The 13,748-nt window shown below is 39.3% G+C and carries 13 protein-coding genes; 6 read left to right on the forward strand and 7 right to left on the reverse strand.

Annotated features, from left to right (window positions below):
* The first annotated feature begins 287 nt into the window (after positions 1-287).
* A complete protein-coding gene (locus AAFM34_RS18150) occupies positions 288-1,322 on the forward strand; it encodes a hypothetical protein (protein WP_341665259.1) in 1,035 nt (344 codons plus the stop codon).
* A gap of 54 nt (positions 1,323-1,376) precedes the next feature.
* On the opposite strand, the gene AAFM34_RS18155 is transcribed toward AAFM34_RS18150, so the two are convergent.
* Positions 1,377-3,281 carry an ATP-binding protein gene (locus tag AAFM34_RS18155; RefSeq protein ID WP_341665261.1) on the reverse strand — a complete coding sequence of 635 codons (1,905 nt, stop codon included), beginning with the start codon at positions 3,279-3,281 and terminating at the stop codon, positions 1,377-1,379.
* Between the two features lie 71 nt (positions 3,282-3,352).
* Between AAFM34_RS18155 and AAFM34_RS18160 the strand changes: the two genes are divergently transcribed.
* Positions 3,353-4,111, forward strand: coding sequence for an ABC transporter substrate-binding protein (locus AAFM34_RS18160; RefSeq protein ID WP_341665263.1), 759 nt, complete (start codon positions 3,353-3,355; stop codon positions 4,109-4,111).
* A 79-nt stretch (positions 4,112-4,190) separates the two neighbouring features.
* Here the strand turns inward: AAFM34_RS18160 and ribA are convergent, their stop codons facing one another.
* Positions 4,191-5,246: a GTP cyclohydrolase II gene (gene ribA / locus AAFM34_RS18165; RefSeq protein WP_341665266.1), complete on the reverse strand. Its 1,056-nt coding sequence runs from the start codon at positions 5,244-5,246 to the stop codon at positions 4,191-4,193.
* A gap of 554 nt (positions 5,247-5,800) precedes the next feature.
* Positions 5,801-6,991, reverse strand: coding sequence for a serine hydrolase domain-containing protein (locus AAFM34_RS18170; RefSeq protein WP_341665268.1), 1,191 nt, complete (start codon positions 6,989-6,991; stop codon positions 5,801-5,803).
* Between the two features lie 194 nt (positions 6,992-7,185).
* On the opposite strand from AAFM34_RS18170, the gene AAFM34_RS18175 reads away from it, so the two are divergent.
* Complete coding sequence (locus AAFM34_RS18175) at positions 7,186-7,746, forward strand: GNAT family protein (RefSeq protein ID WP_341665270.1); 561 nt, start codon at positions 7,186-7,188, stop codon at positions 7,744-7,746.
* 215 nt (positions 7,747-7,961) lie between these two features.
* Here the strand turns inward: AAFM34_RS18175 and AAFM34_RS18180 are convergent, their stop codons facing one another.
* The gene (locus AAFM34_RS18180; protein WP_341665273.1) at positions 7,962-8,990 is read right to left on the reverse strand and encodes an Abi family protein; all 1,029 of its coding nucleotides are present in this window, start codon (positions 8,988-8,990) and stop codon (positions 7,962-7,964) included.
* 174 nt (positions 8,991-9,164) lie between these two features.
* The gene (locus AAFM34_RS18185; protein ID WP_341665275.1) at positions 9,165-9,488 is read right to left on the reverse strand and encodes a helix-turn-helix transcriptional regulator; all 324 of its coding nucleotides are present in this window, start codon (positions 9,486-9,488) and stop codon (positions 9,165-9,167) included.
* Positions 9,489-9,591: 103 nt separating this feature from the next.
* Between AAFM34_RS18185 and AAFM34_RS18190 the strand changes: the two genes are divergently transcribed.
* The 3 genes from AAFM34_RS18190 to AAFM34_RS18200 all read left to right on the forward strand — a co-directional run bounded on the left by AAFM34_RS18190 (position 9,592) and on the right by AAFM34_RS18200 (position 12,544).
* Positions 9,592-10,122: a hypothetical protein gene (locus AAFM34_RS18190; RefSeq protein WP_341665277.1), complete on the forward strand. Its 531-nt coding sequence runs from the start codon at positions 9,592-9,594 to the stop codon at positions 10,120-10,122.
* 143 nt (positions 10,123-10,265) lie between these two features.
* Positions 10,266-12,134 (forward strand): DEAD/DEAH box helicase family protein, encoded by a 1,869-nt coding sequence (locus AAFM34_RS18195; RefSeq protein ID WP_341665279.1) that lies wholly within the window; start codon positions 10,266-10,268, stop codon positions 12,132-12,134.
* Positions 12,128-12,544 (forward strand): hypothetical protein, encoded by a 417-nt coding sequence (locus AAFM34_RS18200; protein ID WP_239173947.1) that lies wholly within the window; start codon positions 12,128-12,130, stop codon positions 12,542-12,544. Before AAFM34_RS18195 ends, AAFM34_RS18200 begins: the two co-directional genes overlap by 7 nt.
* A 205-nt stretch (positions 12,545-12,749) precedes the next feature.
* Here AAFM34_RS18200 and AAFM34_RS18205 read toward each other — a convergent pair whose 3' ends face one another.
* Both AAFM34_RS18205 and AAFM34_RS18210 read right to left on the reverse strand, forming a co-directional pair.
* Positions 12,750-13,193: a hypothetical protein gene (locus tag AAFM34_RS18205; protein WP_239173946.1), complete on the reverse strand. Its 444-nt coding sequence runs from the start codon at positions 13,191-13,193 to the stop codon at positions 12,750-12,752.
* Between the two features lie 140 nt (positions 13,194-13,333).
* Positions 13,334-13,748 (reverse strand): endonuclease NucS domain-containing protein (locus AAFM34_RS18210; protein ID WP_341665282.1); only part of this gene is annotated, 415 nt, incomplete at its 5' end.

Raw genomic sequence — 13,748 nt, forward strand, 5'->3', positions numbered from 1 at the left:
AGACAATACCGAATTTAAAAGGAAATGATTAGATGGGGTTTACCGCCAGCTTACTGTCTATCTACTCTTGAGATAGCTTCCTTTCTTAGTTGAATATGTCCATCATTGAGCTAAAAAATATAAATCATTTTGGCCTATGATTTGATGTTTTTTCCGTGTATTTCCCCATAATTCGTTTCTTTTTTTATCACTAAGTCATTAATTTTTCGTTCGATTTTATCGGCAGAACTAGATGGCCGAAGGCATATCATCTTTTTGCCATTGGCATGATGAGGAACGGATAACCAATGAGAAACGATAAGTACAAAAAGAATCTAATATTGCTCGCTATGATGGGAGCTTTTGTCTCAGGGATTACGGGATGCAGTGATGACGATGAGGACAAACAAGCATTGGAGTTTTCATCTGACGTTGAGATGCCAATAAGCGGTCTTGCTGCGGGAGATGCGGCAGAAAATGGTAAGCAGTATGACTACAGCACTTTGGCTGTGTTTGACTGGAAAGTACGAGAAGAAAATGGAGACATATTAAAGCCAAGGTTTGGTGTTGTTGAGCGTCATGGTGATTCTGCAACTATAGTTCCTCTTGAACAAGCTATGGTTGACTGGCCAATAGGAGAAGATAGGGGCAATGATCTTGAGGCTATTTGCCAGATAGATGATACTTACTATTTGGCCGCTGAAAGTAGTTATTTCAAAGATGAATATGGTCGCTTATTTCTTATTGAACGCAACCCAACGCAAGGCGGTCTGTATTCAGGCTTATCATTGGCAGCTACGTATAAGTTGACCAAGGATCCAGCAACCTTCGATGGGAAAAATTTCGAAGGTTTAGCCTGTGCACCATCTGATAGTGGTGATGGTAGCTATAATATTTTGTTAGGAGATAGAGAGTCGGGTGACTTGTATTGGGAGCAAATAAACCCAATGGACGGTATCACTTCAGGTACCCCTATAGTACTAGACTTCAAACTTGTGGGTAATATACAGGCGTCAGCAGAATGGGGGACAAACCGTAATATCTCCGATCTTTTCTATACAGATAAATGGCATTATCTGTATGGTGTGGCTTCGTTAGACTCGGGAGACGATAGCGTGCCAAATGCGACCATGTATAGAAGTACTAATGCATTCTATTTAGAAAGTGATACCTTTATGCGCGGCTTGGTCGGTACACCGCAAAATATAAAAATTGAAGCTGTTCGTTCTTTCCCTAACCACAAAATCGAGGGAATCACGGCTTATGGAACAACGGGCGGAATGTTTTATGGCTCGGACGACGATACTAGTGCGAATGAATATGGTTTAGTCAAGGTTCAATAATCACTTTCTCAGTCGTATATTTCAGCCAGTAGATTAGCCTGCTGGCTGGGTTGTTTAGCTGGTAATATCCAGTGAATTGTCCATAGTCGCAGGCATATGTTCGCTCAGTGTTTTTTCTATTGTGTCGACGTTGACAGGCTTTGAAATAAATCCACTCATTCCCGCATCAAAGCACAGTTGCTTGTCTTCTTCTAGCACGTTGGCAGTAACAGCAATGATAGGTACTTGACGACCCCAGTTCGACATCTTTCTGATCTGTTGAGTTGCAGTAAGCCCATCCATCACTGGCATATGACAATCCATAAATATTATTTGGTAGTTGTTCTGTTTAAAAAGCTCTAAAGCAATTTGGCCATTTTCAGCTACATCACAGCTTAGGTTGAGCCGCTCGAGTAACCTTGTTATCACTACTTGATTTACTGAGTTATCTTCTACTACCAACACTTGGGCTGTCGATGGTGCTGGCTTATGTTGATTACTTTCACTAGGCTTTGCTAGTACTCGCACTTTGCTTTGCTCGTCTGATTTGTTTTGCGATGAGATAATTTTAAGACTGCCAGACTGAGAAGGAAGCGGTAATTCTACCGAGAAACGGCTACCAAGCCCGACTTCACTGGATACCTGTATATCTCCATCCATCAGCTCGGTCAGCTCTTTGGAGATGGCAAGTCCAAGTCCAGTGCCACCATATTGCCGGGTTGTACTTCCGTCTGCTTGATGGAATTTATCGAAAATAACATCGAGTTTATCAGCCTCAATTCCAATCCCCGTATCACTGACAGCAATTTTTAAGCCTGATGGGGGATAGCTAACATTGATTCTGACGAATCCAACCTGAGTAAATTTGATCGCATTACTCACTAGGTTATTAACAATCTGTTTGACGTGAACGGGGTCCCCCAAAAGAGTGCTTGGCACATTGGGCTCGATCTCTACCATCATTTGTAAGTGCTTACTATTTGCCTTAACTTCATTAACTCTATGAATATCTTCAATCAGTTGATGAATATCAAAAGGTATATTTTCCAGTTCAATTCGGCCAGCTTCAATTTTCGAAATATCGAGAATATCGTTAATTATGGTTAGCATATCTTCCGATGACTGTTGAATCATCTTAAGGTATTTCATCTGAGATTTATTCAGTTCCAAGTCTTCCATGAGCGCTGCAATACCAATGATGCCATTCATAGGCGTGCGTATTTCATGGCTCATATTGGCTAAGAATTCACTCTTACGGCGGTTAGCGGTTTCGGCATCTTCTTTAGCGTTTTTTAGTTCTTCGTGGTAAGCGTCTAATCGGGTATTTGAATGATTAAAGTTTTCGGCTAGATGAGAAATTTCATCTTTAAACATACGAGGATAGAGCGTAACATTCTGAAGAGAATGATCTTTTTTTACACTGCCTATAGCTTCAGCTATTATACTGATAGGTTTCATTATAACTATCCAGATGAAACTCAGCAGTGCCACCAGCAACAATACTATACGAACAACTTCGGCTGTTAAAATGTGAAAAAACTGCAGCCATAGGTCATTGTATATTGGGGCGAGATCTGACTGAATAACCAGCCTTCCGAGGGAATAGCTTTTACTACCAAGCTCGTACTCCAAAGGCCAAGTGATGGAAATCGCGTCATGAGATTTTTGGCCTTTTTCAATAATGGATTCGCTGCCGCTGTACAAATGCACGTAGTCAACTTTTGGTAAGCTAATTAGGCCTTCTAACTGAGCGTTTAGCAGGACTCTATCTTCTACCCAAAGGCTAGTTCGGATACTTGCAAGTTGGCTGGTTTTTAGGTTGTCGAGGGTTAAGTGCAGGTTGTCAATATCCCTCTGCAACTGTTGATATAAGTTGTAGCTTGTGCCTACTAAAGCGAGTAACACGCTGAAAAAGGCCACTGCACAAACGAGTTGTTTGCTAATGCTTAGGTATCGACGTTCTTTATTCAAAATATGCAACTACACTCTTAATTGATATTGGCTAATGTAAATATAGTTTTAATTGCTCAATAATAAAATGGGGATCAATAATGAATTGGAGATTTCACCTAATATCAGCTGTCTTGCTCATGCTGAACACATCTTTGGCGAGTGCAAACAAGATCGACTACTACGTGATTGCAGATCAAGCCAGACCATTTCAGATTGAAACCGCAGGTGCTGACCATTCTGGCATAGTGACGGACATCGTTAAAGAAGTGTTCAAAGATAGTGACCATCAACTTAATTATCACACTTATCCTTTTAATCGTATGATTTCTATTCTCTCTTCTCAACAACAAGGTAATTGGATTACCTACGGCAGCCCTAACTGGGGAAAAGTACAGTCGGAGAATTTATCAGAGGAGCCGATTTATACGGTGCGCCATAATCTGTTGTTTAGCAGTAAAAAGCCGATTGATTATACTAAGGCGTCTGACTTGAGTGGTAAAGTGGTCGTGCTACTTATGGGGTTTGACTATCCTGAGCTCCAACCTTATTTTGCCAGTGGTGAAGTGCAAGAAATGCGAGTTAAGAATTACCAGTCAGCCTTTCGAGTGGTTGATCGCCATCCTGGAGAAATGGTGTTTGTTGAGATGGGTTCAAGAATTACCTACAACCAAAACCAACTCAATCTTGATAAAAATCTTTATGCCCAGCAGGGATTCAATGACGTAATACCTGATTATTCTGTGTACCTGGCTTTATCGCCCACTATGGATAAAGAGGTTCAAGATTATATTAATCAGCGCCTAAAGGTATTGAAAAAACAGGGTAAAATTGATGAGATCATCAAAAAGTATATCTAATTGGTCGCCGATAGCTTTTTAGCATGAACAAGGATTAAACGCGGGCATTACATCTGTGATGCCCGCCGGTACTCAAAAATTACCGCTTAATAAAGCTTTGGTCAAAGAGGTGGCCAAGCTTGTCTGCCTTAGTTTTTAAGTAATGCTGATTGTCTTTACTGCAACCTTCTTGAAGCGCTACGCGCTGGTCAATTTTGATATGGGCTTGCTCTAAGGCTTGAACTTTTTTAGGGTTATTCGTCATCAGTCTTACTTTGTCTATTCCTAAATAGGCTAGGATTCCACGGCAGAAGCGATAGTCTCTCAAGTCTGCGGAAAAACCGAGCTGTTCATTGGCTTCTACTGTATCAGCACCTTGATCTTGTAAATGATAAGCTCTAATTTTGTTTAATAAACCAATGCCTCGCCCTTCTTGACGCAGATAGAGTAATACTCCCGCGCCTTCATCAACTATATTGTTTAATGCTCTATCGAGCTGGAAACCACAATCACAGCGGGTGCTAAAAAGCGCATCTCCAGTTAAGCACTCAGAATGAAGGCGAATTAGTGGTGCCTTTACAGAGGAAACATCACCATAAACGAGAGCAAGGTGCTCTTTACCTGTTTCGCACTCAATAAAACCATATAACTCAAACGTTCCCCATTTGGTTGGCAGCCTGGCTTTATCAACAAACTGAATAAGATTATATGGCTCGACTTGGCTTAACCTCTCTCTCACAGTCATCAGAATTTTGCCAAGTTGGTTTTCACCTTGACCGTTGCCGCCATCCCCCCAAAAGCTATCTTTATGTGAATGCTCGGTTATGGTCACATCGCCTGTTTCAAGTAATTGGAATGCTAATGCTGGATTTTGTGTAAACTTTTGTTCGACGATAAAACTCATTACATCTAGCCGAATATCATTCCAGTCGGCTCTGACATGTTTGCTATATTGGCGGCTTACTGAGAAAGCGACGTCAGGTGTCGCACAATACTGTATTTTTTCGATGATCTCCTGGTCAGTAAATTTTTGTGCTTGGTAATAATGTTCGCTGGTTTTCCAGCTTGTACCGTTGATATTAATTGGTGCATAGAAAAAGTTAGACAGAAACCCATAGGTATCGTTAGGCTCGTAAAAGTGAATGTTTCTGTTCATAGAAACTCCTGACATTGTTAAAGTGTCTTGTTTCATACAAGATCGTAGTTGAATTATTGATAGATATGTAACTGTTGTGTGTTTTGGCCCAAAAAGAAGCAAAAGCTGGTTACTAGTATGCAGATAGGTCGCCTAAAGCTTTCAAAAACTTGATTTATTGGGTTAGTAGAAGAATAATATTCACACAATTAATAGGTATATTTATATCTCTTGCTGAGTATGATGTCGATGATAAAGCGACAAAATTAAATAAAAATAATATTATTTAACAATGTTTTATCATGGTCCTATAATTATTTTAATCTTTTGGCTTGCCTTTCCTGCGATAGTCAGATGTGTTTTAAAGGATAAGCTTCGGCGGCTATAAATTACTCTAACACCTAATATCAAAGCTGGCAGGATTCTAATTATTATTTGAAATATTAGCTGTACAGATCTAAACAAGGGAGATGGGGGAAGCTTTATACAATCAGACCTAACCTATTAGCAGTCATAACCAAGTCGAACACGAGTAATGTTCGACTTTGTCGGGTTTACATACCAAAGGAAGTGATTCAGTTTACCATCCAAGCATCTTTGAGCTTGCCACTGATCGGCCAATGATACGCTTCCGAGATAGAGTTAATTAAGTCTTGAGCTAACTCTCTTCCATTATCCGAATTCGTCATAACGACAGCGCCTTGCCCTGTGTTTGGTAGGCCGACTAACCAACCTTGATATCCAGCATTTTGTCCAAGCTTCATGAAATGAAGCTCATCACCTTTGCCTTCGACTACATACCCCAACCCATATGGAGTGTTTGCTTGTTTGGATAAAGACTGCTTGGCAAGATTAGGGCTAATGATTTGTGTTGGATCGCCTTTGTAGGCTTTGTTGATGGATACGATAAATTTGCCCAAGTCCGTAGGTGTACTCCACAAGCCAGCTGCTGCATATTCGGGAGCAATCCTCCATTTATACTTAAAGCCTATGCCGTTTTTATCGGTTGCCTCAGCAACATTAGTAACAGTGGGCCTAGTTGGTTGAAGATAACTGGTATTGACCATTTTCAAAGGTCCAAAGACATATTTAGCAGCACTTTCTTGGCTGGTCATTTTTGTCATTCGGTCAGTAATTAGCTGAACAACTTGGTATCCGCCACCAGAGTAGTCGTATTTACTGCCAGGATTGTAGGTTAACTTAACAGGTGGGTTATTTGCTGGTGCGGTACCGTTTAATGTGTCTAATAGGCTTGGAAGTGGCTCCTGCGGCGAGTAACCATAGTAGCCACCCACATCAAGACCTGAAGACATACTTAATAATGTCCGTAATGTGACTGCATCAGTATTGTAGCCATTAGGGTTAGGTATTTGCCAATCACCTAACAAGGGGGCTATTTTTTCGTCAAGCGTGATCCGCTTTTGATCGACAAGCTTTAGAGCGGTCACTGCTGCTACCGACTTAGACATGGAACCTGCTTGAAATAATGTATCTTTATCTACCTGTCTAGTATAATTAGCATTAATGTAGCCTATGGCTTCTGACCACACGATTTCATCGTTATCTACCACAGCAAAGCTTATTGCGGGGACTTTGTAATGTGACATGGCAGATTTAAGATCAACGTTTTTAATCTTGCTACCAACTTGAATGCTTATATTGTGTAATACTTGTGTCTTCTCACTGTTATTCTCTGAATAAGCATAACAAGATAATAATAAGCCTAATATAATGCCAGAATTAGCTACTCTACTAAAATTCCTCAAACCCTATCCCTTTTTATACAAAACCACTTTGATATTAATCATATATAAAACAATTACATAATTAAATTTCAATTTGCTTTTGATATATAAAGGTGAGGTATTGATGGATCATAGTTTTCTAGAATGGTGGTTTTGTTTGTGTCTACAACTTGCTATTTTCTGTTTACTATTTCCCGATACATACGAAGGAAAATATGTTTACATTACAAGTTGAACAAGGTCTAGAGCTGGCATTAGTTGAAGCGAACTTCGCTGCTTGCTACCTAGATATTGTTTCGAAGCAGAGAGAGTATTTAAGCCAATGGTTATCTTGGCCTATGTATGCTGAAAACGAAGCGTTTTTTCTAAACTTTATCAAGCGTTCCTTACATGATTATGCTGATGGAAAGTCTCTAGTATGTGCCATGTTTTATCAAGGTAAGCTGGTCGGTAATATCAGCTTTAATTCCATAGATAAAGATCTTGCGAAGGTAGAGATTGGTTATTGGTTAAGCGAAGACTATCAAGGGAAGGGCATAGTAACCAAATCAGTATCTAGAATGATTGAGCTTGCGTTTCACGATTATGACATGCAGAAAATCCAAATCTCAGCGGCGACCGACAACCAGCCAAGCCGGAATGTTTGCTCAAGACTCGGATTTACATTAGAAGGTATTTTAACCAGAGCAGTAAATGTCAATGGTCGTATCCTTGACCATGCCGTGTATGGGTTAAGTCGAGAAGCTTGGAAAACACACCAAGGGTTAGCGCAATAGAAAGGCCAGCTATCAATCTGGCCTTGTTTGGTATCAATGAGATTGGGTTATCTCATAGTTCATGTCTACTATTTATTTCTTACTCTGGAAAAACTCTGGGAAGCTAAGCTCATCAAGGCTTGGTAAGTATTTTCCAGATAAGTGGAAAAATTAAAGAAATTTGAGGATATTTAAAGTCTGGAAAAGTTTGTTTTCCAGACTCTATTACAGGAAATCTATTGATGATCTATCAAGATGTCTGCGCCAATAGTGAGTATTGTATCCCCTTTTTTTGTGATACGTATGAGGTTGTCTTTGTCTAAGGCTTTTAGGATTTTCTTCATTGCCCAACCTCCTTTTGATGACGGAACATTTAACCCAATTTTTTCTGGCTCAATAAAACTATTTAGACCATCGATTGAACATAACGACATAAATCTCGCGTGAGTCTTATGCTGTAAAAAGATTTTTTTTCTATCGATATCTATCCACTCAATTAAAGTTAGAATATCTTCATAGTGCTTGAGCAAAAGGTTACAACTTGCTAACTTTCCGTATACTGGCCGTTGATAGTCAGTCCTTCCAGATTGAGGACAGTCATAATGAAATTTCCAAATAGCCTCATGATGAGAGAGCCTATTCCTAAGTTCTCTAATTTTAGTGAACTTGTCTTCTATATCTTGCCTAGTTGAGCCTTGAGGGGCGTTTGGAAAAACGATTGGAAGTAGATTTGGCCATAGAAGAGAGTTAGAGCTTGTGTCTTCATATTTGTTTGACAATAGATTAGTCCAAAAACCAAAATCTAGTCCGGAAATTACTCTGTTGGCATTGACAACTTTTCCTGCTGTTGTGATGCGTCGTTTTGCATTCCTAATTTGGTCTTCCTCCCATATTCTTTTTTGGATAACTCTATTGCCATAGTTATCAAGGAGAAAGTTGTTTGCGTCTACTTGTTGGTGTGGTCTAGGATTAGTAATTCTTTTATATCTTTGGTTATTCCTCAGGGAACTACGCCCTTTATATTCTGGTAGAGAAAAAATCCAGTTTCTATTGGTACTATAGAGCCCATTAGCGCCACTTGGAGGGTTGTTTTGTATCGCGTGGTCAATAGCATTTCGCAGTGTCACCTCCAAACACTGAAGAGCGGGTAGTAGCGCGCCGCTAAGAGCTTTATTCCAATGATATGCTGCTAGGACCTGTGAAGAGGTAACTTTGAGGTGATGCTCATAGATATCTAGTCTATCGCTAGATATGAAGTTGCTCATTATTTATCCTTAAATATCTAAAACAGGTTGACTACTGAAAATAGTACGCTTAATATTAACTACATCAAGGCGGAGTCGCCTCTTCTTAGAGGTCTCTAGCGAAAAAGTAATACGGAAAAGCCACCTTTGGGTGGCTTTTCTCGTTTTTGTGTCGATAAAAATGTGGTCGGCAAATTACTCATTGTCTTCATTCTTTAGCTTCTCTATCAGCACTAACAGTTTCTTTTTGTTTGTTGGTGATAATCGTTCAATCCCCGTAACTAATTCTGCATCAAGAGTGTTTTCACAAAAAAAGTAGCTCAAAGGCACACCAAGCTCGTATGCAATTAATTTCAGCGTGTGAACATCTGGGGTGTGCTTTCCCTTCTCATACTGATTCATTCTCGGACTTGCTGAGCTTTCATCCATACCTATTCGCACTCCCAAGGCTTTCTGAGAGAGTTTGGCTTTTTTGCGCGCTTCCTTGAGGCGCAAAGGGATTGGGTTTTGGAATGACACTTATGGTTCATATCTTAAAAGCTCAACTTGACTAAGATTTTCTTAGTTTTACTGATTTCTGTATACTAAGCAATCCTTAGTATTTGATAGGTGTAAGTAGCACATGAAACGTTCTATTAAAATCAGTGCAGTGATGCACAAGTTGTTGATTGAAAAATGTATGGATGGTTTTTCTGTTATAGAGGCTAGGGATGCTTCATTAAACTTAAAAGGTGGAGTGTCAGACCTTGAAGAAGCTCGGAAAAAGGTTTACCGCCAACTATGGCAATATAAACAAAGAGGTTGGCTCCGTACTGAAGGTAAAGGGCGAAACAAAAGGTACTTTCAAACAGAGCAATTTAGAGAGCTTGATTTCGTACTCAGAACAAGAACTGAATGTGAATATTCGATAAAAGAGTCTACATCAGACTATTCTGCGTTACTTCAAGAAAGTAACGAATATAAAGGTGAGTTGGAGATGGTGCTTGGTGAACTTGATGAATACCAATCATTGAGCTGTCGCTTTCCCGAACTTGAAGGGCGATTATCCTCATTGTTACAGCAAGCCAAAGAGCGTTCAGCCTACCTACTTGGAAAGGTTAATGGATTAACGAATGTTCTTAAGTTTATTGATGAAAGAAATCATTTACGTTGAGACGTTTGAATTGCTTGGCTAGGAATGGAGTATCTTTAATGCAAATGAGTGAGTAAGATTTACTTATCAAAGGTTGATCATTGTTTGCGTATTTTTCTTATTTAATAATGGTTTATATAAACCTTTATGCATAGGGAGTTCTCATGTCTTATTTTTTTTTAAATACTCCAGTAAATATTGAAGCAAATCAAAAACTACGCAGTCCTCAAATAGAGGCTTATCTAAAAATCCAAAACTATTTTTCAGATAGTCCTCATGGAGAGGCTTTAGTGGTTTTACCAACAGGTACTGGGAAAAGTGGTCTGATATCTGTAGCCCCTTATGGATTATGCAGTGGAAGAGTTTTAATCATAACCCCAGGCTTGGTAACCAAACAAAGCATTCAAAAAACGCAGGAAGTTTTGGATGATAACTTTTGGGTGAATCTTGATGTTATTTTTAATCCTGCACATTTGCCGATAGTATCTGAATATAGCAGTGAATTATCTGATGAACACTTGTTTGAGAGCAATATTGTATACTCCAATATACAAAGGCTCTCGAGCAGCAGGAAGACAGGATTGTTGAGTAGACCTAGCGTTGATCATGATTTTTTTGACATGATTATTGTTGATGAAGCTCATCATGCTCCTGCGGGAACTTGGCAAGAGGTTTTGAATTATTTTCCTAGAGCGAAGAAGTTGCATGTAACGGGTACCCCGTATCGAGGTGATAATCAGCCAATACCTGGAGAGATAATCCATGAAACACCTTTATCCGAAGTAATGAGAGATCGTTATGTAAAGTGGTTGAGAAAGGAAACGGTTAATGCCCATAACTTGTATTTTACAGTTGCAGATAAACCTGGATCTGCGTTAACAAAAGAAGAAGTGCTGCAATTCAAAGATAAAGAATGGTTAGAGAAAAGTGTCGCCTTATCTAAAGAATGCTCATTAGATGTAATAGATAATAGTATATCGAGACTCAACGAGCTAAAAATGGCTAGTCCTAAAGTTCCTCATAAAATTCTTGCTGTTGGTTGTAGTATTAAGCACGCAGAGGATTTACTGAAATGGTATAAAGTCAAAGGCTTAGATAGTGTTATTGTTCATAGTGATATGGCCCAGGAAGAGATTGATGCTTCTTTCATAAAAATTAATAAGCATGAATGCCAAGTTGTTATTTCTGTAAATATGCTTATGGAAGGGTACGATCATCACTATTTGACGGTTTTAGCTATGTTTAGACCCTACCGAAGCATTAATGCTTTTGCTCAAGTCATAGGAAGAGTTCTGAGAGCTATCCCAGAAGAAGAAATCACAGCATTTGAAATCGATAACAATGCGGTTGTTATCTATCATGAGGAGACTGGACTTAACTTCATGTGGGATAAGTTTCAGAAAGAAGTAGATAGAGCAAAGCAGCAACGGGTAAGAGATTATTCTGAATTGAGTCGGGAGTACTCAGAAAGAGAGCATAGCTTAGCTGGTATTGTAACTGATGAATCTTTTATTAGCGATCAAGATTCTTATCTGAGTGATTTGGATTTTAACTTACTCTTCGAACAAAAACGTGCAGAAGTTAAAGAAAAAGTATCTAAAACATTAGATGCTTTAAAAACTGCTGGGATAGAGGGTGATCATCTTGAAGTCATAAAGAATCAGTTGATTGAAACTGAAATTGGTAAAATTTCTGATGCTGAAATCGATCCGGCTTTAATCGAAAAGCGGCCTGATATAGCTAGAAAGCAGATGAGAAAGCTTCTAACTAAAAAGATTCAGGATGAAGTGGCCAATGTGCTGAGTGATTGTGGTTTTGATGAGAAATCATTTGAACTTGCCCCTAGTTTTGTGAGTATAATCCCATATATTAAATTAGATACGCCGAATGATGGTCTTTTAGTTCGTTATGTAAATTTGAAGTTGGCAAGCAAATTTGGACCAGTTAACGGTCGAGATAACAAAGCTTTGCTACAATCATTAGACTTAGTACCGAAGCTTATGGACGAGCTCAGGAAGATGTTGTCATGTTAAGTAAGAAAGCGAAAGCACTAACAGATAAGCTAATCGCTACTTATCTGTCAAAAGGTATTCGACCTAGCGATATAGCTGATACTATTTTTGAGGATAACTATTTAGATTTAAGAATTTCTAAAAAAAACAGACAGCTCATTATGACTTTCACTTTTGAAGAGCTCGATGATCTTGAACATCAAGTTATCAATAGTATGCGTTACACATATGATGAACAACAGCTACTGGTGAAAGTGGAGCAAAAAGTTGGTAGAGGACGTTACAAAGTTCAGTGGGATAGACATGAAGATCTAACCAGTATTTTAACTGAACTCCTAAGCTTATTCCCTGCTGGGGCTCCTAGGGAGCGAGTTATATCAACTCTTCCCAAAGATTTGAGAGCGTATACTATTAGTCAATTAGCGGCTTAATATGAAAAAGAAGCTTAGGCTTCTTTTTTTGTATCTGAGTTGTACGGAAGCATGCGATCTGACAGATTTGATGCTGAAGAGTGTCCTAGTCGTACATACTGCTCTTGGTGCCACCAAAATCGCTTCTGGACATTTTCGTGTTTGGATTTTTCAGAGTTGGTGAGTAGTCGGATAAGTTCAGGTAGGCCACAAGGAGAGATTGAGCCTATTTTTTAACTTTAATTGCTTGATGTTCTGGAAACAGTTGGTTCACAAAATCAGCACATGACGATATGTGAAGCAAACAATCACCGACTAGCATTGAAGAACCATGTGCCTGTGAGTTTCTGAGATTAGCCATGACTTTAACCATTGACTTGCACCATGCATTGTCAGAGCTTGGGTCTTCTATATGACGAAAACCTGAGTCTTTAATCCATCGTTGAGATACTGCGTGGTTCAATAGAGCTTTGAACATCATTCTCTTTTTAGGGACAACTCGAAGCCTGAGTGCGTGCTCTATGATTGTATATGTTTTTAGGTGAACTTCGGGGGCTAATGCATAGAAAAAGTAGGAATAGAGTGCCATGTTTTTAGCCACATTAAACTGTCCTTTGATTTCGTCAGGAACTTCATCGTTCAGAACTTCATTCGAAAGGTACTTATGCATTCCTCTCAAACTGAGCACGGAGCCGCAGACGACTCCCATCCGTTGAGGTTTTTTTCCATCTGCGTTAATTCTTCTAAACTTTTAAATTCTTCCATGTATGACTCTGTAGTGATACGCAACGCTTCGCTCTTAGACGTTTGTTACGTAACAACTTCCAAGTTGAACGATATTTGGTATTTCACTAACTTAACATTACTGATCGCTTTCACACCAAACACTACCCTTTTGTCAAAGTCAGAAGCAATAAGAATGCCTCTGATATTGGATGTATCTGATGATTCAGAAAGACAGCCTATATAGCCTAACAATTGCCCTAAAGCAGCATCTTTCGCTTTACCTGCTTTTAGCTCTATGACAACTAATTGACCTGTTTTATCTTTGGCAAGAATATCTATGCGTCCAGCATCAAGCACATACTCAATGCCACCTTCTACGATTGATAAACCATCCTCGATATCCTGAATATTTCTGGCTAGGTAAGAGTGAAGATCCTTTTCCAGAGTAAGCGCTCCATAAAACCCGCATTCTAATCGCCTAGCGGGAAGAATAAGATCA

It is taken from the genome of Vibrio sp., assembly GCF_038138445.1.
Classification (GTDB): domain Bacteria; phylum Pseudomonadota; class Gammaproteobacteria; order Enterobacterales; family Vibrionaceae; genus Vibrio.